The sequence below is a fragment of the Pseudomonas fluorescens genome (assembly GCF_002837185.1).
Classification (GTDB): domain Bacteria; phylum Pseudomonadota; class Gammaproteobacteria; order Pseudomonadales; family Pseudomonadaceae; genus Aquipseudomonas; species Aquipseudomonas fluorescens_AM.
The window spans coordinates 24624-48907 of record NZ_KZ477993.1 but is presented as its reverse complement, the minus strand read 5'-3'; the positions used below and the strand labels follow the sequence as shown (position 1 = coordinate 48907).

Sequence of the window (24284 nt, the reverse complement as noted above, 5' to 3'; positions counted from 1 at the left end):
AACTTTAAATACTATAAATTCACAATTTAATAACCTTTTGAACTATGCGAGACAAACCGCAGGCTGCAGCGGGCTATGCATAAACAGCATCGAAAATATTCTCCGAATGCATTGGATGCGTGCCGGGCACGGGCTTTAAATGGACTCTCTTATCGCACAATCATCTTGATTACGTTTTTATAAGATCGGAATCACATAACGAAAGGAAGGTCCCCGATGGCCCGGACCGCACGGTTAAGCCCGCCTCTGACCACCCCCACACTGCGCTGGCCGGCGCTCAGCCCCTGGCTGTTACCGCTGACGCTATTAGCCTTGTGGTGGCTGGCCAGCCGTCATCAGTGGATGAGCGAACAAATCCTGCCGCCGCCTGCACTGGTGTGGAGCAGCGCCGTGGAACTGGCGGGCGGCGAGCTATGGAGCCATCTGGCGATCAGTGTGCAGCGCTTGTTCTGGGGCTTGCTGGCGGGCATCGGCGCCGGTGCGTTGCTCGGCGCCTGGCTGGGCTTCAATGCGCGCGCCGAGCGCCTGGTGTTTCCCACGTTCAGCGCGCTGGCGCAAGTGCCGACCCTGGCGTGGATCCCGTTGTTCATGGTGTTTTTCGGCATCGGCGAAACCCTGAAACTGGTGGTGCTGGTCAAGGCCATCGTGGTACCCGTGACCTTGCATACGCTGGTCGGCGTGCGCGATGCCCAGCCGCAGTTGCGCGAAGCTGCCCGCGTGCTGCGCCTGCCCACCCACCTGCTGATCCGCCGACTGATCCTGCCCGCCGCACTGCCGGCGTTCATGGCCGGTGTGCGCCTGGCCCTGGCGGCCGGTTGGACGTCGCTGCTGGCGGTGGAGTTGCTGGCCTCCAGTGAAGGCATCGGCTACCTGATGGTGTGGGCACGCCAGTTGTTCATGCTCGATATTGTCTTTGTGTGCATCGTGGTCATCGGCGTGCTGGGCGTGGTGATGGACCGTGGCGTCGGCTGGCTGGACCGCAAATGGGTGCACTGGCCGCATCCGGCCACCGCGCACATCCGGCGCGGCCCGCGTTACCAGGGTTGGCAGCGCCTGCAGCCGTGGCTGCTGCCGCTGGGGTTGCTGGCGCTGTGGCAAGTGGCGACGCAGCAGGGCTGGGTCGACGCGAATATCCTGGTGAGCCCATGGACTGTGCTGCAGACCACCGCCACGGGCGTCGTGGATGGCACGCTGTCGGGCGCGCTGGGCAAAAGCCTGGGGCGCACCCTGGGTGGCCTGGCATTGGGCGCCAGCCTGGGGTTTGCCATCGGCTTATGGCTGGGCTTGTCACCGCGCAGCGAGCGGGTGCTCGGCCCTACCCTGGCGGCTTTGCGCCAGATCGCAATCTTTGCCTGGGTGCCGTTGCTCACGGCCTGGTTTGGCCTGGGGGAATTGGCCAAGTGGGTGTTCATTGGCCTGGCGGCGTTTTTCCCGCTGTTTATCGCCACCCAGCGCAGCGTGTTGAACCTGTCACCGCAACTGAACGAAGCCGCGCAGGTGCTGCGCCTGAACCTGTTCCAGCGGCTGCGCCGCCTGATACTGCCCGGTGCCGCGCCGGGCATTTTCGCCGGGCTGCGCCTGAGCCTGATCTACGCCTGGCTGGGCACCATCGGCGCGGAATACTTCATGCCGTCCAATGGCGGCATCGGCAGCCTCATGATCGGCGCCCAGCAGTTGCTGCGCATGGATTTGATCATGAGCGGCATGCTGCTGGTCGGCCTCACCGGCGCCACCCTCAACCTTATCGGCCAACGCCTTGAAAGCCGCGTCACCGGCTGGAGACACGCATGAACGCACCGATTGTCAGCTTCAACCATGTGGGCAAGTCCTTCGATGTGGATGGCGTCGAGCTGGAAGCCATCCGCGAATTCAACCTGGAGATTGCCGAGGGCGAATTTGTGGCAATTGTCGGTTCGAGCGGCTGCGGCAAGTCCACGCTTTTACGCTTGCTGGTGGGGCTGGATACGCAGTTTCGCGGGCAGATTCAGGTCGATGGCAAAGCCGTGAGCGGCATCGGCAGCGAACGCGGCATCGTGTTCCAGGAACACCGCTTGTTCCCCTGGCTGACGGTGGCGCAGAACATCGGCCTGGGCCTGGTCAATGAGCCCTTGAGCGAGGCCGAGCGCAGCCGACGCATTGGCGACTTTATCGAACTGGTGGGCCTCACCGACTTCACCCGCGCCTATCCCCACCAACTGTCCGGCGGTATGGCGCAACGGGTAGCGATCGCCCGTGGCCTGGTGGCCAGCCCACGGATTCTGCTGCTGGACGAGCCGTTCGGCGCACTGGATGCGCTGACCCGCCAGCAGATGCAGGACGAACTGCTGGCGATTCGCGCCCGCGCCAAAATCACCACGGTGCTGGTGACCCACGATGTGGAAGAGGCGATCTTCCTCGCCGACCGCGTGGTGGTGATGGAGCCCCGGCCCGGGCGGATCAAGCAGGTGGTCGAGATCGCCCTGCCCCACCCGCGCCAGCGCAGCAGCTTTGAATTCCACCAATTGCGCGAAGAACTGCTGCATGAACTGATCAGCAACGATCACTACCAGCCGCCGGTGCGCGAACAGATTCGCGACCTGCCGCTGGCGTTCATTGCTTGCTGAACGCGAGTTCGCTGTCCGGTTGCTCCTCGCGTTCAAACCGATTGGCCCGCGCAAAGGTGCCGAAATCATTGAAGCGCACGCCCATCTCGGCCATGACCTTATGCGCCACCCTGACCGTCATCTGGCGGATATAGAACGGCTCCTTCACCACAAAATGGTGGATGCCGTGGGTGCTGCCGAAATTGAAACAGAACGCCTGCAACGGCCACATCCACCAGGGGTTGAGCACCTGGGTCTGCTGGATCACATTGCCCGGCTCCACATCGCCGTAGTAATGCATGTTGGAACTGACGAAGTGCAGGCAAAAGGTGCGCAGCACGTTGGGGCCGATGATCACCACCGCCGCGATATCGATCACCTGCATCATCTGCAGCGTCCCGGCTGACCAGTCGATAGGCGCGCCTATCAGGCCGGCGATGCCGTTGGCGGCATGAAAGCCGAGGAATATGTACCACGCGCCCCAATGCAGCAGCGCCAGCGGTGCGTACACCAGCAGCACCCGCTTGAGGATGCTGAACCGGTGCGGCCAGGTCCTGGCGCGCAGCAGGCGGATCATGGCCGACATCATGTTGTCCCCCACCATCAGCAACCGCGCGATGCCCCAGGGCTCGCCGTTGGTGATCGCACGCTCTTCCATGTCGGCCTCGGTGCCGGAGACCTTGTGATGATTGAGGTGCAGGTGCCGGCGAATCCACGGGTTGATCGTGCTCGGCCGCGCTAGCCACACCAGGCCCATCATCAGGTTGTGGGGCACGCGCTGCTTGCGAAAGTACATGCTGTGGATCAGGTCGTGCTCCAGCTCATGGGTGAGTGAGGCGAAGAAGGCATTGAGCAGCAGGCACACCCACCAGGCCATGTGACCGCTGATATACAGCGCCGCCGAACCGATCATGCCGACCAACGCGAGCGCCAGGATGCCCGCGCCCAGCGCATCCTGATGCAGCAGCCAGGGGTGCCGTCGGCGCAGGCGCGCGCCCTCGGCCAGCACCACCTCGCGGATATGCGCCGAACGCTGTTGCGCGTTCATCTGCTGGGGACTTGCACAAGTACCGTCCATGCTTCCATTCTCTTGTGGAGTGATGCCTGCATCCTGCACCCAACCCTGGCGCAGGCCGCTAGCTCCGCACGCCAACCTGTTGACCGCAAGCGCCAATCGCCATGACTGAACCCACCTCCCTCGCCAGCTGGACCCGCGCCCTGCGCAAACAACTCGATGCCCTGGGCCTGGACAGCGCCGCGCTGTGCCTTGAGGCCGGGCTCGACCCGCTGCTGATGGACGACCCGAACGCACGCTACCCGTTGTCGGCCACCACACGCCTGTGGGCACTGGCGGTGCGAGCCAGTGGCGATCCGGCGATTGGTTTGCGGGTGTCGCGGTTTGTCAGCCCCACCACCTTTCATGCGTTGGGTTATGCGCTGGTGGCCAGCGGCAGTTTGCGCGAAGTGTTCGAACGAATCGTGCGCTATCACCAGGTGGTCAGTGATGCGCTGAGCCTGGAGTTGAGCCGACACGGCGACTGCTACCGTTTTCGCCTGCTGCAACCCGAAGGCAGCCCGGCACCGGCGCTGGAAGCCATCGATGCATTTGCGGCGATCTATGTGCGGACCTGCCGCAACCGCCTGGGGCGCGACTACGCACCGCTGGCGGTTTACCTGCGGCGCCCGGCGCCGGCCGACCCCGCGCCCTGGCACACGGTGTTTCGTGCGCCAGTGTTCTTTGGCGCCGAGGAAGACCGCCTGGAGTTCGCCGCCCGCGACTTCGACAGCCACCTGGACGATGCCAACCCGGAGTTGGCCGAACACAATGAAACCGTGCTCAAGCGCACCCTGGCGCAACTGCAACCGCTGACCTGGGAGCGCAAGGTGCGCGCCGCCATCGAGGCGCAACTGCCCGACGGCGAACCCGGCGCGGAGCGGATCGCCCAGGCGTTGCATTTGAGTCTGCGCAGCCTGCAGCGGCACCTGGCGGATGAAGGGTGTCGGTTTGATGCGTTGCTCAATGAATGCCGGCAGAACCTGGCGCTGTTGCACCTGCGCGACCCGCAGTGTTCATTGGCCGAGATCAGTCATTTGCTGGGGTTTGCCGATACCAGCAGTTTCAACCGGGCGTTCAAGCGCTGGACGGGGATGACGCCGGGGCAGTTCAGGGAGGGGTTGCGCTAGGTGAATGGGGGTGTTTTTGAGGGCCTCATCGGGGGCAAGCCCCCTCCCACACTTGAAGGTATTCACAGTTCAAATGTGGGAGGGGGCTTGCCCCCGATAGCGGTGTCACTGGCAATCACCGCCCCCGATCACGCCGCAACAATTTCCTCACCCGCGCCACCAACGCCTTGGCGTCAAACGGCTTGAGCAAGTAATCATCCTCATGCAATTCCAACCCTCGCAGCCGATCTTCAATGCCATCCGGCGTGGTCAGGAACAGCACGGGCGTTTCTCCTCGCTGGCGAATCGCCTGCTGCAACTTCCACGCATTCAGGCCCGGCAGCATCACGTCCAGGATCACCAGGTCGTACTCGGTGCTTTCCACAAAGCGCTGCGCCGCCATGCCGTTGGCCGCGACTTCCACGCCGAAACCCGCTTCGCTCAGGCCCTGGGCCATGCGTTGCGCCAGTTGCGGCTGGTCTTCCACTAACAACACCTGCATGCCTTACCTCTGGGTTTGATTACAAACCTGTCATCAAATTGTGCGGCTTTTGACCACGTCCACTGGCTACCGTGACGGCCTGCCATCTGGAGCCCTCACCATGTTTCGCACTGCCTTGTTCCTGAGCCTCGCCGTGGCGACTGCCGCCCAGGCCACGCCGCAACTGCCACGCCACGCCGAGCTGGATCTGCGTACCGCGCGCCAATTGGCCGATGCCGGCCTGGCGCACTGCACCGCCGCGCTGACCGTACTCGACCGTGGCGGCAACCTGTTGCTGAGCCTGCGCGCCGACGGCGTCGGCCCACACAACAGCCTCGCCAGCCAGCGCAAGGCCTACACGGCGTTGTCGAGCAAAACCCCGACCCGACTGTTCGCCGAACGCGCACGCAACAACCCCGAGGCCGCCAACCTTAACAGCTTGCCCGAGTTGCTGTTGCTCGGCGGTGGCGTGCCGCTGTTTGCCGATGCCGAGCTGGTCGGCGCGCTGGGTATTGCCGGTGCCGGCGGCGCCGCGCAGGACGAAGCCTGCGCGGTACAGGCGGCCGAGCAACTGGGCCTGAAAATCACCCCTTGATACCACCTCTGTCAAAAAAGGACTTCACGATGAAAACCCTCAGCATGACCCTCGCAGCCCTCAGCCTGAGCGGCCTGTGCACCCTGGCCATGGCCGCCGGCAACCCGCTGAGCGTGCATGTGCTCAACCTGGAAAACGGCCTGCCCAGCGCCGGCGTCAACGTCACCCTGGAAGAACACGTGGGCGACCAATGGCAATCGCTGTCCCGGGGCGTGACCAATGAACAGGGGCGCATCGCCGAACTGTTTCCCGCTGATCGCAGCATGAAACCGGGCGAGTACCGCGTGGTGTTCAAGACTGGCGACTATTACAAGAAAGCCAACCGCGAAACCTTCTTCCCCGAAGTGCCGGTGATTTTCCAGGTCAAGCAGGCCGACCAGCACTACCACATCCCGCTGCTGCTCAGCCCTTACGGCTTCTCCACCTATCGCGGTTCATAGGCCGGCAGCCAGCCGCAGGCCATTGAGGTCGAGAATCTCGATGGCCCCGTAGCTCAGGCCGAGGACGCCCTGTTGCTCCAGCGCCCTGAGCAGGCTGTTGGTGGTCTGACGCGACAGGCCGAGCATCGCCGCCAGGTCCTCCTGCGGCAGTTGCAACACCCGGCGTGCTTGCGTTCGCTCACCGTAGCCTTGCGCAATCATCAGCAGCCGATGGGCCAGCCGCGCCGACGCGGGCATCAGGCTCATCTGTTCGATATTGATCAACGACAGGCGCAGCTTGTGGCTCATCAACAGGGCCACATCGCGCCAATACGCCGGATGCCGCTCGAGCATGCCGAGCATCGCCGCCTGCGGCACCTGCGCCAGCGTGCAAGGGCCCGTGGCGAGCGCATCGTGGGTGCGCGGCAGGTTGTCGAACAGGCAGATCTCGCCGAACCAGTAAGGCGTCTCCACCAGGCTCAGCACCGCTTCCTTGCCCTGGGCATTCACCGCGCTGATGCGCACCGCCCCTTCCAGCACCGCATACAGGCCACATGGCGGATCGCCGCGCTTGAACAGAAACTGCCCCGCCGTCAGCGTGCGCACCCGCGCCGCCGCCAGCAGGCTATGCTGCAGGTCTGCTGGCAGATGGCCAAACCAGTGGCCGCTGAGCAGATGCGCGTGCCATTTGCCTGTGTCCATGGGAACTCCGAAGATTGTCGCCCAGTTGACAGTTAGGCGCCTACTGACAGGGCATGATCAAACATCCTACAGGAGGAACAACAATGAAAAGCCTCGTCGACCACCTCAGTCAATACGCCGCCTACCACCGCGACCCACGCAATATCGCCAGCCACTTCATCGGCATTCCCTTGATCGTGGTGGCGGTCGCCGTGCTGCTGTCACGTCCCGAATGGGCGGTGGGCGCGCTGTGGGTTTCTCCGGCGGTAGTGCTGGCGCTGTTTTCGGCGTGGTTTTACCTGCGCCTGGAACTGGCCCTGGGATTGTTGATGACGCTGTTGATGGGCTTGTCGGTATGGGCCGGGCACGTGCTGGCGGCGCAGAGCACGATGGTGTGGTTGAGCAGCGGTATCGGGATGTTTGTGGTGGGCTGGGTGATTCAGTTTGTCGGGCATTACTACGAAGGCCGAAAGCCGGCGTTTGTGGATGATGTGTCGGGGCTGATTGTGGGGCCGTTGTTTGTGGTGGCGGAGTTGGCGTTTCTGCTGGGGTTGCGGCAGGCGCTGAAGCAGCAGATTGAGCACCGCTCAGGCCCGGTGGCGCGCCGCGATCTCAAGCCCAGTGGAATCTGAATGTGGGAGGGGGCTTGCTCCCGATGGCGGTGGATCAGTCAGAATATGTGTGACTGACACACCGCTATCGGGGGCAAGCCCCCTCCCACATTGGTCCCGTTTTCACATGGGGTTCTGGGGCGTGCTCAGGCTTTTTGCCAGACCTTGGGTTTGAAGAACAGGGTCTCGCCACGGGCCAGGCCGGTCAGGCTGTCGTGGTCCTTCACCACTTCGGCTTCGATCAGCTCGGGCTGGCCTTCGACCTTCAGGGTCACGCGAGTAGTCGCACCCAGCGGCCGGATGTCCCGCACCTCAGCCGCGTGGTGATCCTCCAGCTCATGCCGCGACAGCGACACCTCGTGCGGGCGGAACAGCAGGTGTTTGTCCTCGCCCAGGTGCAAGCGGTTGGAGTCACCCAGAAAGTGGTACACAAAATCGCTGGCCGGGTTTTCGTAGACGTCGCCCGGTGAACCGATCTGCTCGATCACGCCCTTGTTCATCACCACGATACGGTCGGCGACTTCCATGGCCTCCTCCTGGTCATGGGTCACGAACACCGAGGTCAGGTTGATATCCTCGTGCAAGCGCGCCAGCCAGCGCCGCAGTTCTTTGCGCACCTTGGCATCGAGGGCGCCGAAGGGTTCGTCCAGCAGCAGCACCTTAGGCTCCACCGCCAGGGCCCGTGCCAGGGCGATACGCTGGCGCTGGCCGCCGGAGAGTTGTTCCGGGTAGCGATCGGAGAGCCAGTCGAGCTGCACCATGTTCAGCAGTTCGTGAACCTTGCTCGCGATCTGGCTTTCAGTCGGGCGCTGGTTTTTCGGCTTCATGCGCAGGCCGAAAGCAACGTTGTCGAACACGGTCATATGGCGGAACAGCGCGTAGTGCTGGAACACAAAGCCCACATTGCGATCACGCACATCGTGACCGGAGACGTCCTCGCCGTGGAACACGATGCTGCCGGCGTCCGGGGTTTCCAGGCCTGCAATGATGCGCAGCAAGGTGGTCTTGCCGCAGCCGGAGGGACCCAGCAACGCCACCAGCTCGCCACTCTGGATATCCAGGTTGATGCTGTCCAGGGCCTTGAAGGCGTTGAAGTTCTTGCTGACATTACGGACTTCGATCGACATGACTTATTCCTCACCGGCGCTGTTGCGCAGGCGGTTGATTCGGTTCTCGCTCCACTGCTTGAGCAGCAGGATGAAGAGCGCCAGGATCAGCAACAGGCTGGCCACCGCAAAGGCGGCGACGTGGTTGTATTCGTTGTAGAGAATCTCGACGTGCAGCGGCAGCGTGTTGGTCACGCCGCGAATATGGCCGGACACCACCGACACTGCGCCGAACTCCCCCATGGCCCGCGCCGTACAGAGCACCACGCCGTAGATCAGGCCCCACTTGATGTTCGGTACGGTGACATGCCAGAACATCTGCCAGCCGTTGGCCCCGAGCAGGCGCGCGGCTTCTTCTTCCTGGGTGCCCTGCTCCTGCATCAGCGGGATCAGCTCACGGGCCACGAACGGCACGGTGACGAAGATGGTCGCCAGCACGATACCGGGCAAGGCGAACACGATCTGGATGTCATGTTCCTGCAGCCAGGGGCCGAAAAAGCCCTGGGCGCCGAACATCAGCACGTAGACCAGGCCTGCGATCACCGGGGACACCGAGAACGGCAGGTCGATCAGCGTTACCAGGATGCTTTTGCCACGGAATGAATATTTGCTCACGCACCACGCGGCGCTGACGCCAAACACCAGGTTGAGCGGCACCGAGATCACCACGGCGATTACCGTGAGTTTCAGCGCCGACAGCGCGTCCGGTTCAAGGATCGCGGTGAAGAACGCGCCGAGGCCATTCTTCAGGCCCTGGGACACCACGATCAACAACGGCAGCAGCAGGAACAGGGCGAACACCAGCCAGCCGAGGCCGATCAGGATACGTCGCGAGGTGGCGCTGCCACGCCGGGCGGCGTTGGCCGAGGACGCGGCGGAGATAGACGATTGGGACATGTTCCGCGCCTCCTTATGGACGTTCGATGCGCCGCTGTAACAAGTTGATCAGCAGCAGCAGGACAAAGGAAACCACCAGCATCAGCACACCGATAGAGGTGGCGCCGCGGTAGTCGTACTGGTCGAGCTTGACCATGATCAGCAACGGCAGGATTTCGGTTTTCATCGGCATGTTGCCGGCGATGAAAATCACCGAGCCGTACTCACCGACGCCACGGGCGAAGGCCAGCGCGAAACCGGTCAGCCAGGCCGGCAACAGGGCCGGCACGAGGATGTGGCGGAACACTTGCAAAGGCTTGGCGCCCAGGCAGGCGGCGGCTTCTTCGACTTCCCGGGGGATATCGGCCAGTACCGGCTGCACCGTGCGCACCACGAAGGGCAAGGTCACGAAGGTCAGCGCCAGGGTAATGCCCAGCGGGGTGTAGGCGATCTTGAAGCCCAGGTCGGCGGCGAACTGGCCCACCAGACCGTTGGGCGCATACAGCGCGGTCAGCGCGATACCGGCCACAGCGGTGGGCAAGGCGAACGGCAAGTCGATCATCGCATCGATGATCTTGCGTCCGGGGAAGGTGTAGCGCACCAACACCCAGGCCAGCAGCGTGCCGATCACGCCGTTGATCAGCGCGGCGTACAACGCGGTGCTGAAGCTCAGTTTCAACGCCGCCAGCACGCGCGGTGCGGAGATGATGTTCCAGAACTGATCCCAGGTGAGTTGAGCGGCGTGTACAAACATCGCCGCCAGGGGGATGAGTACGATCAGGCTGAGGTACACCACGGTGTAGCCCAGCGTCAGCCCGAAGCCGGGTATGACGGGGGAAATACGACGCGACATAAGAGTCCTTGGTTAAAGGGTAGAAACCACTGTAGGAGCGAGCTTGCTCGCGAAAGAATCAAGGGCACCGCGCTCATTCAGAATGTACGCGTTATCGTTGACGACCTTCGCGAGCAAGCTCGCTCCTACAGGTACTTTGGCTTACTGCGCCGTGTAGATCTGGTCGAACACGCCACCGTCGTTAAAGAATTTCGGTTGGGCAGTTTTCCAGCCGCCGAAGTCTTTGTCGATGGTGACCAAGTCCAGTTCAGGGAACTGTTGGGCGTATTTGGCGGCGACTTTCTCATCGCGTGGGCGGTAGAAGTTTTTCGCCGCAATCTCCTGGCCAGCCGGGCTGTACAGGTGCTTGAGGTATTCGGTAGCGATCTCGGTATTGCCCTTTTTCTCGGCGTTCTTGTCGACCACGGCCACCGGCGGCTCCGCGAGGATCGACAGGGACGGCACGACGATGTCGAACTTGTCGGCGCCACCGTCTTCCTTGAGCGCCAGGAACGCTTCGTTTTCCCAGGCCAGCAGCACGTCGCCCTGACCGTTGTTGACGAAGGTGATGGTGGAACCGCGTGCGCCGGTGTCGAGGATCGGCACGTGCTTGAACAACGCTTGAACGTATTCCTGAGCCTTGGCTTCGCTGCCGCCAGCCTTGAGGCCGTAGGCCCAGGCGGCGAGGAAGTTCCAGCGCGCACCGCCGGAGGTTTTCGGGTTAGGCGTGATCACCGACACGTCTTTCTTGATCAGGTCGCCCCAGTCCTTGATGCCTTTGGGGTTGCCCTTGCGCACCAGGAACACGATGGTCGAGGTGTACGGGGTGCTGGCGTCCGGCAGGCGGGTTTGCCAGTTTTCCGGCAGGGTCTTGCCCAGCTTGGCGATTTCGTCGATGTCACCGGCCAGGGCCAGGGTCACTACGTCGGCGCGCAGGCCGTCGATCACCGCACGGCCTTGCTTGCCCGAACCACCGTGGGATTGCTGGATCTTGACGTTGTCGCCCGGGTGGGACTGCTTCCAGAAGGTGGTGAACTCAGCGTTGTAGTCCTGGTACAGCTCACGGGTCGGGTCGTAGGAGACGTTGAGCAACTCGTAGTCCTTGGCAACGGCGGAACCGGCAAACACGGCACTGGCCAGCGCGGCCAGGGCATAACGGCGAATCGACGACATAGAAGCTCCTGAAATTCTTATGTTGGCGCAACCCTGCAGGAGCGAGCTTGCTCGCGAAAAAACCAGGAGCACCGCGTTAAACCTGATGCGCTGCGTTATCGTTGGCGTTTTTCGCGAGCAAGCTCGCTCCTACTCGTGGCTTATTCTTAGGCGGGTTTGTTACCCGGGTTCTGCAGGCGGAATTTTTCCTTGCGTTCGATCTGCACCACTTGAGCGTTGTGTACGGTGATTTCCACCGCGCCAAACCGCAGATCGCGCAGGGCGCTCTGGATCTCACGCAAAATGGCTGCTTCGTCCTGGCCGTCGACGCTACGTAGAGATGCGCTCATGGTCTCGCTCCTGAAATGAATAGTGCCTGGCAGTGGCGGCACTGCTTGCGGCGTGAGAGCGATAGTAGATAAGCGGGGATATTCTTAAAAATACTATTTAAGAATGTTTATATAACCAGAAAGAATTTTCTGGCGGGGCGTGGGGTTGCACGTGGATTTTGAACCACAGCACTGAAATAAAGCCTTGTGCAGTTCCAATGTGGGAGGGGGCTTGCCCCCGATAGCGGTGTGTCAGGTTAGTGACTCTTGGCTGACCCACTGCCATCGGGGACAAGCCCCCTCCCACCCCTGGACCGCATTTCAAGCTCGGATGGCGGGTGCTTGTGCCCAATTGATCTCGTCAGCCGGCACCGGCTTTCCAAACCAGTACCCCTGCCCCATGTCGCATTCCTGGTCCAGCAAGAAGCGGGCCTGCTCCACCTGCTCGATCCCTTCGGCATGCACCTGCATGCCCATGCTTTTGGCCAGGGCGATGACCACGCGCACGATGGCGGCGTCGTCTTCATCCCACGGCAAGCCGGCGACAAAGCCCTGGTCGATCTTGAGTTTCTGCACCGGCAGGCGCTTGAGGCGCAACAGCGAGGAATAGCCAGTGCCGAAGTCGTCGATGGCCAGGCGCAAACCCAGCTCGCGCAGGCGGTGCAGTTGTTCAAGGGCGACTTCCGGGTCGTCCATCACCGCGCTTTCGGTGACTTCCAGCTCAAGGAAGGCTGGATCCAGCCCTGTATCGTGAAGCACCTGGCCCACGTGGTCGTAGAGTTCGCGCCGGGCAAACAGCCGGCTGGACACGTTGACCGCGATAAACCCCAACGGCGCGCCGTCCGCCAGCCATTGGCACATCTGGCGGCAGGCCTGGTTCATCACCCAGGCGTCGATGTCGGCGATCAACCCGGTGCGCTCGGCGATGGGGATAAATTCGCCCGGCGGCACCAGGCCGCGTTCCGGGTGCTGCCAGCGCACCAGCGCTTCGACGCCAATCAGGCGGCTGTCCTGCAGGCCGTGCACCGGCTGGTAGTAGACGCGCAGCTCCTGCTGGTCGAGGGCGCGACGCAGTTCGCTGGCGATTTCCACACGGTTCTGCGCGTGAGCCGTCAGTTCCTCGGTGTACAAGGCGTAGCCCTCACGGCCCGCGTGCTTGGCCTTGAACAGGGCCGAGTCGGCGTTGCGCAACAACTGCTCGGCGCTCAGCGCATCGCTGGGGAACAGGCTGATGCCGATGCTGGCGCTGATAAACAGCTGGTTGCCGTCAAACACAAACGGCTCCTTCATGGCATCGAGCATGCGCTGCGCCAGGGCCGCAGCCTGCATCACCTGGGGGCAACTCTCCGCCAGCACGGCGAATTCGTCGCCGCCCAGGCGCGCCAGGGTCACCCCAGGCCCGAACAGCCCCGTCAGACGCACGGCCACCAGCTTGAGCAGTTGATCGCCCACATTGTGGCCCAGGCTGTCATTGATGATCTTGAAGTGATCCAGGTCCAGCAGCAGCAATGCACAGCCACGTTTGTGCACTTGTGCCGAGGCCAGCGCCTGCTCGGCGCGGTCGGTGAACAGCAGGCGGTTGGGCAGGTCGGTCAGCGGGTCGTGATGAGCCAGGTGCGCCAGTTCGTGTTCGGAGTCCTTGATGGCGCTGATGTCCGAAAACACCGCAACATAGTGGCTGATGTGGCCTTGCTCATCGCGGATGACGCGGATGGTCTGCCACTGTGGGTAAACTTCTCCGCTCTGGCGTCGGTTCCAGATTTCGCCGCTCCACTCACCGCTGCGTTCGAGGGTCTGGAACATCTGCTGATAAAAACGCGACGAATGGCGCCCGGACTTGAACAGGCTGGGTGGCTTGCCCATGACGTCTTCGCGCCGATAGCCGGTGATCTCCATGAATGCCCGATTGACGTGCACGATCAGGCCCCGGGCATCGGTGACCAGCACCCCTTCGCGGGTGCAATCAAAGACCGCAGCGGCTTGTTGCAGGCGCTCACGGTTTTCTTTCATGGGCTGTTGCAGCTGGTGGGCCCGGGCGAAACGCACGCCCATCACGTAGATAGCCAGCGCGCTCAGGCCCACCCAGACATAGCCGCGCAGTTGCAGCCAATGCGCCAACGCCTGGGGTTCATCGATAAAGTTGATCAATAAGTGGTGGCTGAGCCTGAGCCATACAATGGAAATCAGCAGGTATACCAGCCCCGTACGTAGGGCTCCTCGGTATGAAAACAGCATATGGTCAGTAATCCTTACCAAAAAAACAGAATCGCCCTACGAAGGCTGAGGATTATAGAATAAGAAACATCCAGTCACTCCTATCTGAAAGGGTGGCTGGTTTTCTCTGTAGGCTTAGTGATAATGCATGAGCTGTTCTTTACTTTATCTGAGGGCCATACAGCCTATGTGGTACAACGGTTTTCTTGACCTGTCAGCCTGGCAACTGGTGGCAGTCACGCTGTTGATGACCCACGTGACCATTATTGGGGTCACGGTCTATCTGCACCGTTATTCAGCCCATCGCTCGCTCGAGCTCAATGCCGGCCTGAAACACTTCTTCCGCTTCTGGCTGTGGCTGACCACGGCGCAGAACACCCGCGAGTGGACCGCTATCCACCGCAAGCACCACGCCAAATGCGAAACCGTCGATGACCCGCACAGCCCGGTGATCAAGGGCCTGTCCACCGTGCTGCGCAAAGGCGCCGAGCTGTACCGCGCCGAGGCGGAAAACCCCGAGACCCTGCGCATCTACGGCAAGAACTGCCCGGACGACTGGATCGAACGCAACCTCTACACGCGCTTCCCGCTGCTGGGCGTGGCGCTCATGGGCGTGATCGACCTGCTGCTGTTCGGCACCATCGGCATCACCATCTGGGCGATCCAGATGATGTGGATTCCATTCTGGGCCGCCGGTGTGATCAACGGCCTGGGCCATGCCGTGGGCTATCGCAACTTCGAATGCCGCGATGCGGCGACCAACCTGGTGCCGTGGGGCATCATCGTGGGGGGCGAAGAGCTGCACAACAACCACCACACCTACCCCAACTCGGCCAAGTTGTCGGTCAAGAAATGGGAGTTCGACCTGGGCTGGGCCTGGATCAAGGTGTTCAGCTTCCTGCGCCTGGCCAAGGTGCAGCGCGTCGCGCCGATCGCCCACCGCGTCGAAGGCAAGGGTCACCTGGACATGGACACCGCCATGGCGATCCTCAACAACCGCTTCCAGATCATGGCCCAATACCGCAAATTGGTGATCGGCCCGCTGGTCAAGCAGGAGCTGGAGAAAGTCGATCACTCGGTCCGCCACCAGTTCCACCGCGCCAAGCGTCTGCTGTCGCGGGAAACCAGCCTGCTGAGCGATCGCCACCACGTGCGCATTCAAAGCATGCTGGAGCACAGCCAAGCGCTGAGCGTGATTTACGAGAAGCGTCTGGCGCTGCAGCAGATCTGGCTCAAGACCAGCACCAATGGCCACGACATGCTGGCGGCGATCAAGGAATGGGTACACGAAGCCGAAGCCAGCGGTATCCAATCCCTGCGCGATTTTGCCCATCAATTGAAGACCTATTCACTGCGCCCCGCAGGGGTCTGACATGACTGCGGGAGGGCTCGCCCTCCCGCACACTGGCTTTCTGACGCCATTTTACGGGCACCGCCAATCCAGCCCGATCACGGAACTTCACTGCAATTCCCCTCTCTCAAAGAACACTTCGCCATCATGGTGACCCCTTGTAGTGACCGCTGTTCCATCCTGCGGCGCGCCCAGAGAGAGTTGTTCCGATGGTTCACGAAAAGCCCTGCACGCCTGATGTGTCCTCTGCCCAGCCACCGCGCCCGGCGGCGGCGTCGACGCTGTTGGCGCTGATGCATGCCCAGGGTGAGGTCGAGCGCCTGAGTGAGCGTGAGCAGCTGCTCAGCTCGCTGCTGGTGAGCGTGAATGCCGTGCTGTGGGCCATTGATTGGGAAACCCGTCGCGTGCTGTACGTCAGCCCCGCCTACGAACGCATATTCGGCCGCAGCGCCGGTTTGCTGCTGGCCGACCATCGGGAGTGGCGCAACAGCATCCACCCCGAAGACCTCGACTATGCCGAACACAGCCTGGCCCGTGTATTGGACCAGGGCGCCGTGGAAGACCGCGAATACCGCATCGTCACCCTCGACGGGCAGATTCGCTGGCTCAGCGACAAATGCTATATCAACCAGCAGGCCGAGCCGGGCAAGCCGATGATCGTCGTGGGCATGGCCGAGGACATTACCGAAAAAAAGCACCTGGAGCTGGAACTGCATCGCCTGGCCACCACCGATGTGCTGACCCAGAGCAGCAACCGCCGGCACTTCTTCGAGCTCGCCAATCAGGCCTTTGAGAGCGCCTGTGCGCAGGGCACGCCGCTGGCGTTCCTGTTGCTGGACATCGATGACTTCAAAGACATCAACGACACCTACGGCCATCTGGAAGGCGACCAGGTACTGCGACGTATCGCCGAAAGCGGGCGTGGGGTGTTGCGCCGTGGCGACCTGTTCGGGCGTATCGGTGGAGAAGAGTTTGCCGCCGTACTGCCCGGCTGCGCCCCGGAGATGGCCCTGCAGGTGGCCGAGCGGCTGGGCAGGGAAATCCAGGCGCTGAGTTTCAGCGTCGAAGGCCACGGGTTTACCGTGACGGTCAGCCAGGGTTTGACCAGCCTGCGCGAAGATGACTCAACGCTCGACAGACTGTTCGGTCGCGCCGATGCGGCGATGTATGAGGCCAAGCGCCAGGGCAAGAACCGCGTGATTGCGGGTTAGGTCGGGGGCAATACGGGGCTTGCCCGCAGCTTTTTTCAAGGTCTCTATTCCACGCTGCGCAGCTTGCGCCAAAACGCATTTTGCGCTTGGGCTACAACAATCACTCATAGCATTTTCTCTGTAGGACGACCGTCGAAAGATGGCAGCCCCGCGCTCCAGCGGACGCCCAACCCTCACCACAAAGATCTACCCCCCCGCCACCTCCTCGCGGTACTAAATTCATTCGCCATTGCCGCCGGTCATTCCTCCCGACCGGGCAGACTCTGGAGCATGAACCATGACCATCGGATCCACCTACGACTACCCCGCCCTGGTCGCCAAGCACTTAACAGCCCACGCCCCATCGTCATGGCGAGGCCGGTTCCCAAGTCCTCCGGACTTGTGCTTCAACTATCGCAAATTGGTCGAACAAGATTTTGGCATCGCCCAGGCAACCCAACCCGATTACAAAATCTGCATCGTTGGCGCTGGCATCACCGGATTGACCGCTGCGCGCGAATTACTCCGGTGCGGATTCAACAACGTCACATTGTTGGAACAGTCTCACCGGGTTGGCGGGCGTCACCTATCGATGCTCAATCGCGGCCAATCTCCAATGCTGGGCCAGACCCCCTTCGAAATGGGCGCCATGCGCATGCCCATGTTCAATCAGGCAGGTGAATCGCCTTTAGATGGGCAATCGCTGCTGGCCTACTATTGCAAACTCTTTGAACTGCAGCTGTCCGACTTTCCCAACCCAGGCACATCGCATGTACGCGACACAGGCATTTACCTGCGCGAAGGGTTACTTGAGGGAACGCCACAGCCACAGATGCTTATCTGGAAAAACCCGCAAGGCCACACGCCACCTCCGACAGAAAAATTGCAGGAGGTGTATGCCAAGTGGCGCAGTTTTGCCGATCAGATGACGCACGAAGTCGCCCAGATGTATGGCACGCCACTATGGGAATCCTTATGGGCCGCTATCGTCGCGCGTTACCAAAGCCTGTCCTTTCGTGACTTGGTGGCGTTGGCGAGCGTTACGTGGAGCACCCGTACTCCTGAGGACTTTGGCGGTCTCGGCATGACCCAGGAAGAGTCCACACTTTTCTATTCCATCGGTATCGGCGATGGCAGTTGGGGGGCATTTTATGACGTGTGCTGCCTCTATCCTTTACGTACTGCGATCTTCGGTTTCAGCAGTCAACTCCAACTGGTGCATGGGCGCGTCGGCATTAACGGCAATCCCGCTCCGTCACCGTATCTAGGGGAAACCACCCTCAAAGACTGCAATGACTTGCCGTTCGATGCGCCGCGTTACCTGGGGCTAACGGCACTGGACGAGTGCCTGCTTTTTATGGACCAAGTTAAACGGCAAGTCCTTCTATGATCACAGTCGGCAACGCGGGAAGGGCTTTCTTACCGACACCTCAGTGACTCGCTTGACCAAGCTTGAAAACGGCCAAATCCGCTTGACCTATGACTGGCAGGTCAGTAGTCCCAGAGCCACATCAGAACGCCATGAAGATTTCGATGCAGTGATCATGACACTGCCATCCTGGATTATCGAAACACACATTCAGCTGGAAAACTTCAGCCAGGCGATGCTGCCGTATTCCGTCACCAATGCTTACAAAACCGCCCACTGGGAAACCAGTTGCAAGGTCTATGCGCCGCTCAAGAAAAGCTTTCTGTCGAAAAACAAAAAAATCCCCCAGATCATGGTCACCGACAGCTTTATCCACGATGTGTACACCTACCGCTACCACAACGCCTATCCCTATGACTGCATCTTGCTCAGTTACACCTGGGAGGATGACGCGACCAAACTGGCTTCTTTCGACGACCAAACCTTGGTCGATAAGTGCGTCACGGAACTGGACCGCATCCTGTTACGCAGCGCCAATATCAAAACGGCGATATCGCCCTACATCGACAAACAAAACGCCATCGTCCAACGCTGGGTGACCGACAAGAACGCACTAGGTTGCGCCAAGCTCTATCGCGCGGGGACCTACTACGACGCAGTCAGCTTGATGCAGTACAACCGGGACTATGCCCATGTCAGCGGCCTGTATCTGGCCGGGGAATCGTTTTCCGTGGATGCGGGCTGGACCGAGCCGTGCCTACGTGGCGCCGTCGACGCAGTGATCAACCTCTGCAGTACCACCCTCGCCAAGTTCAACGGGGGCTTTACCCTGGATGACTATCCCCGGTATCAAGGGCCGCTAAATCGATAGAGCAGCTGCCTACGACCCTAACGGAAACAGCCTACTGACGCACAAGCAAAAAAGACTTTCTATTAAACGCCCACCTGCTCCGGTGGGCTCATAACAATAAAAAGAGGTCTACACGATGAACGATTCCACGAGCCCAGTACGCGTCGCCGTTGTGCAATTTGATCCGCAAGTCGGTACCCACAATCGCGCCTCCAACCTGGAAACCAGCCTCAGTCTTGCCCTGCAAGCGGTGAATAATGGCGCCAATCTGATTGTGCTTCCGGAGTTGGCCAATACCGGTTATCTATTCAACAATCGCCATGATGCCTATCTACATGCCGAACCCGTTCCAGGCGGTCCCAGCCTGCGGGCGTGGATGGATTTCGCCCAGGCTCACCAAGTACATCTTGTGGCGGGCCTGGCCGAGCGCGAAGGCATGCAGCTGTTCGACACGGCAGTGCTGCTGGGCCCCGATGGCCTGATTGGCAAATACCGCAAGGCCCACCTCTGGAACAAGGAAAAACTCTGGTTCACCCCTGGCAACCTTGGATTCCCCGTATTTGAAACATCCATAGGCCGCATAGGCTTACTGATCTGCTGGGACATCTGGTTCCCCGAAGTCCCACGCATACTGACTCAGCAAGGCGCCGACATCATTTGCAGCCTGAACAACTGGGTGTGGACCCCGCCGCCCCTGTTCGACGAAGCTGGCAAATGCATGGCCTCTTACCTGACCATGACCGCCGCCCACGCCAACAACGTGTTCATTGCTGCCGCAAACCGCATCGGGGAAGAACAGGATGCGCGTTACCTGGGGTGCTCGCTGATTGCCGGCACCAACGGTTGGCCCATCGGCAAAATCGCCTCATCCGACGAGCAAGCGATCATTTACGCCGACATCGACTTGTCCAGCGCCCGCAGCGCGCCGATCTGGAACAGCCTTAACGACCTGCAACGGGATCGCCGGAGCGACCTGTATGACACGATGCTCGGCTACCACCTTCACCCGTGCCTGCCACGCTGACGGAGGGTCGATCATGGATTACATACCCACAAAAGTGTCATCGGACTCATCTGTTCGCCACCTTGTCATGCTGATCTCGGCCACGCTCATCCTGGTCGCGTCACTCACTGCGTTGTCGGTGTCTTACTCCACCTCGGCACCGGTACTCTGGCCAGGTTACAACGACATGATGGACAGCCTGCCCTCGCCAACAGCGTGGTTACGTTGGGTGGTCGGCGATATCAGCGAAGTGGCCTTCTACAAACACGAGTTCGCATCACTCGGTCTGCTGCTCGGTGGTGCTTTCGGTTACTGGGCCAGTCGGTACGCGCAAGCCTGGCAAGGCTTCAGCATCGCCTACGGCACGGGGCTCTGGCCTTGGTTGGTGACCAGTTCATTGCTGGGACTGCTGCTGAGCAACGCGATCTGGGGCTGGACCCTGACAGCGGATTCCTGGCAACCAACGTTCGCTGCATTTGTGTCACTTCCGGCGGCCATGGTGTTGCTGTTTGGCGGGGGATGGAAGGTCACGCTCAACGGCGCCTTGCTCGGTGCGCTTCTGGTGACGCCGAGCTGTCTGCTGATGGTCAACTACCTCTGTATTCCCCTGGGTTTGCCAGTGGTGATTGGAAATGTCCTGGGCATGGCGTTAGGTAGCGTGGTCGCATTTTTACTCTGCCGCGCACTCCCGGCGCTGGTGAGCCGTGCAACTGAAACCAAGGCCGGCATCCCTCCCCCCGCCCCCCCGCTGAAAACACCCGACTACGGCATACGCTGGACGTTACGTCGCGTGCTGGCGGACTTCTCCGAAGCCCCATTCTTTGGCAATGAGTGGGCCAGCCTGGGTTTGCTCGCCGGGGTATTGCTGGCCTATGCATTAAATCCCATGAGCCCCGCTTATGGATCTGGATGGTTGCCACACCTGATTGCAGGTCAAGCGCTGACTTCTCTGATCGGCATCATCCTGTGGCGCCGGCAATGGCGCGAGCGTGGTTGGTACCCAACCTATGTGCCTCTCGTGTCTGTGGTGCCCGCTGCCGTCTTGACCTATGGCGGAAACGCGACAGTGATTGTAACCAGCGCATTGTTGGGAGCCCTGATCGCCCCGCCGCTGGCCTCCGCAATTGCCGGGCGCCTGCCTGACTACATGCATCCGTATATCGGCAACGTATTGTCCATGGCGATCAGTACGGTGTTGATCGTACCTTTGATCGGTATGGTGATTGCGGATTAACGCATCAGAATGGGCTGGTTTCCTGTTGCGGCACCTGCATCAGCGCCAAGGCAATGGCGTGGATCTGGCCCCGCATCCACAGTGCGTTTAACCAGACCTGCAGAATGCCCTGCGCACCGTAATACACACCTGCAACCTGGCCTACGATGGCGGCAGTGATGCCTGCATCGTCGCCCAGGTTCGCAGCCGCCAACCCCGGAGCGCGCAGACTAAACCTGCAGCGCCGCCAGCCACGCCAACAACTTTTCATCCTGGTTCGGGCCAGCAATGATTTGCAACCCGCAGGGCAGACCATCCACGGTTCCGGCGGGGACGTTGATGGCGGGTAAACCAAGCAGGTTCCAGACGCTCGTCAAGCCATTGATGGCCTCTCGAATGGGATGTTCAACGCCGTTGACAGTGACCCTCTTGAGACCAAACCGTGGTGGCGTAATCGCGGTGGATGGCATTACCAGCAAATCGGTTGCTTTGAATAGTTCAGCCACTTGGCTCTGCAGCAACTTACGGCTTCCCAGCGCATTCAGATACTGCCAGGCGCTAATCGCTTTGCCCGATGCGAGGCGAGTTCTCAGCTCACTGCTGAAATGGCTGCCCTCATCCTCCAGGTAAGCACTGTGCACGGCGTAAGCCTCTGCGAGCAGAATGGTTTTAAAAGCACTTTGAACCGCTGGAATCAACGCTTCGAAATCGACGGCCCGTTGTTCGGTACCAAATATCGCGTGGAATCGTGCACGGCAGCATGCAAGCACGCGCTCGTCCACATCGTGGATCGCCTTGGGGTCCACCCATACCGCCCGAGGTTTGTCGGCAGGTTTCACGCAGCTTATTGGCGAGACGCTAAGTACCTCCAGCAGTATGGCAATGTCTTCTACACATTGAGCCAGTGGACCGACATGGTCCAGGGTGGCGCTGACAGGGTAAACCCCCTCAAGAGAAATGCGCCCGTAACTAGGCTTGAACCCAACCACGCCACAAAAAGACGCTGGAATACGAATGGACCCTGCGGTATCAGTGCCGATCGCGATGGGGACCATGCCCCCGGCAACCGCTGCGGCACTCCCTGCGCTGGACCCACCCGTGACCCTGTTCAGGTCGTGAGGATTGTGAGACGGCCCCTGAAATGAAAATTCGCCCGTAGGGCCGAGCGCAAACTCACTGGTCAGCGTTTTACCAACCACCACCGCCCCGGCTGTCCTGAGCTGGGCGACACAACGCGCATCAGCCGTAGGCCAGTGGTTTTGAAACAGGTGAGAACCATACGTCGTAGGCATACCCCGAGTATCGATGTTGTCCTTGATTGCGATGGGGATACCGTGCAGCGGCCCGCGATACTGACCCTCGTCGATCTCCCTATCGAGCAATTGTGCGGTGTGAAGTGCCTCAGCCACGTTAAGCGAGACGAAGGCATTGATAGCAGGGTTCAGTTGATGGATAGCGTCCAACGCCGCCTGAGTGAGTTGAACGCAACGTACCTCTTGGTTGCGCACCTGTCGGGAAAGCTCTGCGACGGTTTTGCCCTGGAAGAAGCCATGAGGTTGAGCCATGAGTGAAAAACCTCCTGCATATACGGGTGGATAGCAGGAACTCTGCCTGATCTCCAGGCACATGTATGTCATCCGCTTCGCATAGTGAGTTGGGATGAGCCCGTCAGATAAAGACACCGGCAGGAAAGCCTCGTGCGAGGTCCCATCGTCTTGCCGGCGCCAGATCGGCCCTGCCCCGTCCTGGATGTGGTAAGAGGTGCAGCAGGCCAGCGGTAATGCCTGCACATCACGCAAGAAGCCGCCCCGTGAGCAAAAAACCGCATATGCGTTTTTTGCTCAGGGGGCGGCTTCTTTGCGCAGCGAGGTGGGAGCGAGTAGCTGCAAGCGTTTATTACTTGAAGCTTGTGGCTTGCCGCTTACAGCTCGGCAAAGCACTCTTCAATGATTGCCAGGCCCTTGTCCAACTGCTCGTCCGGCGAGGTCAACGGCACCAGTACGCGCAACACATTGCCGTAGGTGCCACAGGACAGCAGGATCAGGCCCTTGTCACGCGCCTTGGCCACTACCGCGGCAACGGCAGCGGCGTTCGGCTTATGGCTGTCGCCATCTTCAAACAACTCCACCGCGATCATCGCGCCCAGGGCACGCACTTCGCCGATCACCGGGTATTTGGCCTGGATGGCCTTGAGGCCGGTCACCAGGCGCTCGCCGACGGCCTTGCAGCGGTCCAACAGGTGTTCTTCTTCGAACACTTCCATCACCGCCAACGCGGCGGCGCAAGCAATCGGGCTGCCGGCATAGGTGCCGCCCAGGCCGCCCGGGGCGATGGCGTCCATGTACTCGGCCTTGCCGCACACACCGGCCAGCGGGAAGCCGCCGGCGATGGATTTGGCAAAGGTGGTCAGGTCGGCGGCAACGCCCATCTGTTCCATGGCGAAGAACGTGCCGGTACGGCCGGCACCGGTTTGCACTTCGTCGGCGATCAGCAGGATGCCGTGCTTGTCGCACAGTTCGCGCAGGCGCTTCATGAACGATTTAGGCGCGACGTAGAAACCGCCCTCGCCCTGCACCGGCTCGATGATGATCGCAGCGATATCACGCGGCTCGGCATCGTTCTTGAAGATGCGCTCGATGCTGGCGATGGCGTCGTCGTCGCTCACACCGTGCAGTTCGTTCGGATACAGCGCACGGAACACGCCGCCCGGCATCAGGCCCATGCCGGCCGAGTACGGCACGACTTTGCCGGTGAGGCCCAGGGTCATCATGGTGCGGCCGTGGTAAGCGCCGGTGAAGGCGATCACGCCAGCACGGCCAGTGGCGGCGCGGGCGATTTTCACGGCGTTTTCCACCGCTTCGGAACCGGTGGTGACCAGCAGGGTTTTCTTGGCGAAATCACCTGGCACCTTGGCCGCGACTTTCTCGCACACTTCCACATAGGGCTCGTAAGCCAGTACCTGGAAGCAGGTGTGGGTCAGTTTGTTCAGTTGCTCGGTCACCGCCGCGATGATTTTCGGGTGCACGTGGCCGGTGTTGAGCACGGCGATACCGCCGGCGAAGTCGATGAACTCGCGACCTTCAACGTCGGTCACGGTGGCGTTCTTCGCCGATTCGGCGAAGATCGGGTGAATCTGGCCGACACCGCGCGGTACAGCGGCTTCGCGGCGTTTCATCAGGGATGCGTTGGTCTTGCTCATAAAGTCCTCATTCGCCGCTCATCGGGCGGCGTGGTTCAAGGATAGGTGGCGGAGAGGCAACTACGGCA

General features: G+C 61.0%; 22 protein-coding genes and 1 pseudogene. 11 read left to right on the top strand and 12 right to left on the bottom strand.

The genetic code is table 11. The features are described 5' to 3' along the window. Positions 1 to 216 precede the first annotated feature (216 nt). Complete coding sequence (locus tag CIB54_RS10840) at positions 217 to 1791, top strand: ABC transporter permease (protein WP_101219766.1); 1575 nt, start codon at positions 217 to 219, stop codon at positions 1789 to 1791. Then, complete coding sequence (locus CIB54_RS10835; RefSeq protein WP_101219765.1) at positions 1788 to 2603, top strand: ABC transporter ATP-binding protein; 816 nt, start codon at positions 1788 to 1790, stop codon at positions 2601 to 2603. The genes CIB54_RS10840 and CIB54_RS10835 overlap by 4 nt, the downstream gene beginning before the upstream one ends. Here the strand turns inward: CIB54_RS10835 and CIB54_RS10830 are convergent. After that, positions 2590 to 3660, bottom strand: coding sequence for a fatty acid desaturase (locus CIB54_RS10830; protein ID WP_101219764.1), 1071 nt, complete (start codon positions 3658 to 3660; stop codon positions 2590 to 2592). The two genes, CIB54_RS10835 and CIB54_RS10830, sit on opposite strands and share 14 nt — an antisense overlap. A 101-nt stretch (positions 3661 to 3761) precedes the next feature. On the opposite strand from CIB54_RS10830, the gene CIB54_RS10825 reads away from it, so the two are divergent. Continuing rightward, positions 3762 to 4766, top strand: a complete 1005-nt coding sequence (locus CIB54_RS10825; protein WP_101219763.1) for an AraC family transcriptional regulator — start codon at positions 3762 to 3764, stop codon at positions 4764 to 4766. Between the two features lie 115 nt (positions 4767 to 4881). Here the strand turns inward: CIB54_RS10825 and CIB54_RS10820 are convergent, their stop codons facing one another. Next, on the bottom strand, positions 4882 to 5247 hold the full coding sequence (locus CIB54_RS10820; protein ID WP_065949982.1) for a response regulator: 366 nt from the start codon (positions 5245 to 5247) through the stop codon (positions 4882 to 4884). A gap of 100 nt (positions 5248 to 5347) precedes the next feature. Between CIB54_RS10820 and CIB54_RS10815 the strand changes: the two genes are divergently transcribed. Beyond that, positions 5348 to 5821, top strand: a complete 474-nt coding sequence (locus tag CIB54_RS10815; protein ID WP_057725353.1) for a GlcG/HbpS family heme-binding protein — start codon at positions 5348 to 5350, stop codon at positions 5819 to 5821. Between the two features lie 29 nt (positions 5822 to 5850). After that, entirely contained in the window at positions 5851 to 6261 is a 411-nt protein-coding gene (gene uraH / locus CIB54_RS10810; protein ID WP_065949981.1) for a hydroxyisourate hydrolase, read from the top strand. Here the strand turns inward: uraH and CIB54_RS10805 are convergent. Further along, positions 6256 to 6942, bottom strand: coding sequence for a Crp/Fnr family transcriptional regulator (locus tag CIB54_RS10805; protein WP_101219762.1), 687 nt, complete (start codon positions 6940 to 6942; stop codon positions 6256 to 6258). The genes uraH and CIB54_RS10805 overlap by 6 nt on opposite strands. Positions 6943 to 7025: 83 nt before the next feature. Here CIB54_RS10805 and CIB54_RS10800 point away from each other — a divergent pair, with 83 nt between their 5' ends. After that, complete coding sequence (locus tag CIB54_RS10800; protein ID WP_101219761.1) at positions 7026 to 7553, top strand: Mpo1 family 2-hydroxy fatty acid dioxygenase; 528 nt, start codon at positions 7026 to 7028, stop codon at positions 7551 to 7553. A 125-nt stretch (positions 7554 to 7678) separates the two neighbouring features. Here CIB54_RS10800 and CIB54_RS10795 read toward each other — a convergent pair whose 3' ends face one another. The 6 genes from CIB54_RS10795 to dibA form a co-directional block, all read right to left on the bottom strand. Next, on the bottom strand, positions 7679 to 8659 hold the full coding sequence (locus CIB54_RS10795; RefSeq protein ID WP_065949978.1) for a sulfate/molybdate ABC transporter ATP-binding protein: 981 nt from the start codon (positions 8657 to 8659) through the stop codon (positions 7679 to 7681). 3 nt (positions 8660 to 8662) lie between these two features. Further along, on the bottom strand, positions 8663 to 9535 hold the full coding sequence (gene cysW / locus CIB54_RS10790; protein ID WP_101219760.1) for a sulfate ABC transporter permease subunit CysW: 873 nt from the start codon (positions 9533 to 9535) through the stop codon (positions 8663 to 8665). 13 nt (positions 9536 to 9548) lie between these two features. After that, positions 9549 to 10367, bottom strand: a complete 819-nt coding sequence (gene cysT / locus CIB54_RS10785) for a sulfate ABC transporter permease subunit CysT (protein WP_065949976.1) — start codon at positions 10365 to 10367, stop codon at positions 9549 to 9551. 141 nt (positions 10368 to 10508) lie between these two features. Next, the gene (locus CIB54_RS10780; RefSeq protein ID WP_065949975.1) at positions 10509 to 11519 is read right to left on the bottom strand and encodes a sulfate ABC transporter substrate-binding protein; all 1011 of its coding nucleotides are present in this window, start codon (positions 11517 to 11519) and stop codon (positions 10509 to 10511) included. Between the two features lie 146 nt (positions 11520 to 11665). Next, complete coding sequence (gene oscA, locus CIB54_RS10775) at positions 11666 to 11848, bottom strand: sulfur starvation response protein OscA (RefSeq protein ID WP_010565387.1); 183 nt, start codon at positions 11846 to 11848, stop codon at positions 11666 to 11668. Positions 11849 to 12148: 300 nt separating this feature from the next. Beyond that, complete coding sequence (gene dibA / locus CIB54_RS10770; protein ID WP_101219759.1) at positions 12149 to 14062, bottom strand: phosphodiesterase DibA; 1914 nt, start codon at positions 14060 to 14062, stop codon at positions 12149 to 12151. Positions 14063 to 14228: 166 nt separating this feature from the next. Between dibA and desA the strand changes: the two genes are divergently transcribed. From desA to CIB54_RS10745, 5 genes and pseudogenes are all read left to right on the top strand, one after another. Next, complete coding sequence (gene desA / locus CIB54_RS10765) at positions 14229 to 15413, top strand: delta-9 fatty acid desaturase DesA (RefSeq protein ID WP_057725344.1); 1185 nt, start codon at positions 14229 to 14231, stop codon at positions 15411 to 15413. 188 nt (positions 15414 to 15601) lie between these two features. Continuing rightward, on the top strand, positions 15602 to 16603 hold the full coding sequence (locus tag CIB54_RS10760; protein WP_065949973.1) for a sensor domain-containing diguanylate cyclase: 1002 nt from the start codon (positions 15602 to 15604) through the stop codon (positions 16601 to 16603). Between the two features lie 277 nt (positions 16604 to 16880). Continuing rightward, positions 16881 to 18822: pseudogene (locus CIB54_RS10755) on the top strand (flavin monoamine oxidase family protein). A 115-nt stretch (positions 18823 to 18937) separates the two neighbouring features. Next, positions 18938 to 19825: a nitrilase family protein gene (locus CIB54_RS10750; RefSeq protein WP_065949971.1), complete on the top strand. Its 888-nt coding sequence runs from the start codon at positions 18938 to 18940 to the stop codon at positions 19823 to 19825. Between the two features lie 13 nt (positions 19826 to 19838). After that, positions 19839 to 21038: a hypothetical protein gene (locus CIB54_RS10745; RefSeq protein WP_101219758.1), complete on the top strand. Its 1200-nt coding sequence runs from the start codon at positions 19839 to 19841 to the stop codon at positions 21036 to 21038. A gap of 4 nt (positions 21039 to 21042) precedes the next feature. Here CIB54_RS10745 and CIB54_RS10740 read toward each other — a convergent pair whose 3' ends face one another. The 3 genes from CIB54_RS10740 to gabT form a co-directional block, all read right to left on the bottom strand. Further along, on the bottom strand, positions 21043 to 21231 hold the full coding sequence (locus CIB54_RS10740) for a hypothetical protein (RefSeq protein ID WP_065949969.1): 189 nt from the start codon (positions 21229 to 21231) through the stop codon (positions 21043 to 21045). A gap of 16 nt (positions 21232 to 21247) precedes the next feature. Next, positions 21248 to 22582, bottom strand: a complete 1335-nt coding sequence (locus tag CIB54_RS10735) for an amidase (protein WP_157829707.1) — start codon at positions 22580 to 22582, stop codon at positions 21248 to 21250. Between the two features lie 356 nt (positions 22583 to 22938). Beyond that, positions 22939 to 24216 carry a 4-aminobutyrate--2-oxoglutarate transaminase gene (gabT, locus tag CIB54_RS10730; RefSeq protein ID WP_065949967.1) on the bottom strand — a complete coding sequence of 426 codons (1278 nt, stop codon included), beginning with the start codon at positions 24214 to 24216 and terminating at the stop codon, positions 22939 to 22941. Between the last annotated feature and the right edge of the window lie 68 nt (positions 24217 to 24284).

Excerpts from the sequence above, each read along its gene's own strand:
- oscA (WP_010565387.1), bottom strand. The coding sequence starts at position 11,848 with ATGAGCGCATCTCTACGTAGCGTCGACGGCCAGGACGAAGCAGCCATT.
- CIB54_RS10795 (WP_065949978.1), bottom strand. The coding sequence starts at position 8,659 with ATGTCGATCGAAGTCCGTAATGTCAGCAAGAACTTCAACGCCTTCAAG.
- CIB54_RS10835 (WP_101219765.1), top strand. The coding sequence starts at position 1,788 with ATGAACGCACCGATTGTCAGCTTCAACCATGTGGGCAAGTCCTTCGAT.
- CIB54_RS10735 (WP_157829707.1), bottom strand. The coding sequence starts at position 22,582 with ATGGCTCAACCTCATGGCTTCTTCCAGGGCAAAACCGTCGCAGAGCTT.
- CIB54_RS10760 (WP_065949973.1), top strand. The coding sequence starts at position 15,602 with ATGGTTCACGAAAAGCCCTGCACGCCTGATGTGTCCTCTGCCCAGCCA.
- CIB54_RS10750 (WP_065949971.1), top strand. The coding sequence starts at position 18,938 with ATGAACGATTCCACGAGCCCAGTACGCGTCGCCGTTGTGCAATTTGAT.
- cysT (WP_065949976.1), bottom strand. The coding sequence starts at position 10,367 with ATGTCGCGTCGTATTTCCCCCGTCATACCCGGCTTCGGGCTGACGCTG.
- CIB54_RS10800 (WP_101219761.1), top strand. The coding sequence starts at position 7,026 with ATGAAAAGCCTCGTCGACCACCTCAGTCAATACGCCGCCTACCACCGC.
- cysW (WP_101219760.1), bottom strand. The coding sequence starts at position 9,535 with ATGTCCCAATCGTCTATCTCCGCCGCGTCCTCGGCCAACGCCGCCCGG.
- uraH (WP_065949981.1), top strand. The coding sequence starts at position 5,851 with ATGAAAACCCTCAGCATGACCCTCGCAGCCCTCAGCCTGAGCGGCCTG.
- CIB54_RS10805 (WP_101219762.1), bottom strand. The coding sequence starts at position 6,942 with ATGGACACAGGCAAATGGCACGCGCATCTGCTCAGCGGCCACTGGTTT.
- CIB54_RS10840 (WP_101219766.1), top strand. The coding sequence starts at position 217 with ATGGCCCGGACCGCACGGTTAAGCCCGCCTCTGACCACCCCCACACTG.
- CIB54_RS10820 (WP_065949982.1), bottom strand. The coding sequence starts at position 5,247 with ATGCAGGTGTTGTTAGTGGAAGACCAGCCGCAACTGGCGCAACGCATG.
- dibA (WP_101219759.1), bottom strand. The coding sequence starts at position 14,062 with ATGCTGTTTTCATACCGAGGAGCCCTACGTACGGGGCTGGTATACCTG.
- CIB54_RS10780 (WP_065949975.1), bottom strand. The coding sequence starts at position 11,519 with ATGTCGTCGATTCGCCGTTATGCCCTGGCCGCGCTGGCCAGTGCCGTG.
- desA (WP_057725344.1), top strand. The coding sequence starts at position 14,229 with ATGTGGTACAACGGTTTTCTTGACCTGTCAGCCTGGCAACTGGTGGCA.
- CIB54_RS10825 (WP_101219763.1), top strand. The coding sequence starts at position 3,762 with ATGACTGAACCCACCTCCCTCGCCAGCTGGACCCGCGCCCTGCGCAAA.
- CIB54_RS10815 (WP_057725353.1), top strand. The coding sequence starts at position 5,348 with ATGTTTCGCACTGCCTTGTTCCTGAGCCTCGCCGTGGCGACTGCCGCC.
- CIB54_RS10830 (WP_101219764.1), bottom strand. The coding sequence starts at position 3,660 with ATGGACGGTACTTGTGCAAGTCCCCAGCAGATGAACGCGCAACAGCGT.
- CIB54_RS10745 (WP_101219758.1), top strand. The coding sequence starts at position 19,839 with ATGGATTACATACCCACAAAAGTGTCATCGGACTCATCTGTTCGCCAC.
- gabT (WP_065949967.1), bottom strand. The coding sequence starts at position 24,216 with ATGAGCAAGACCAACGCATCCCTGATGAAACGCCGCGAAGCCGCTGTA.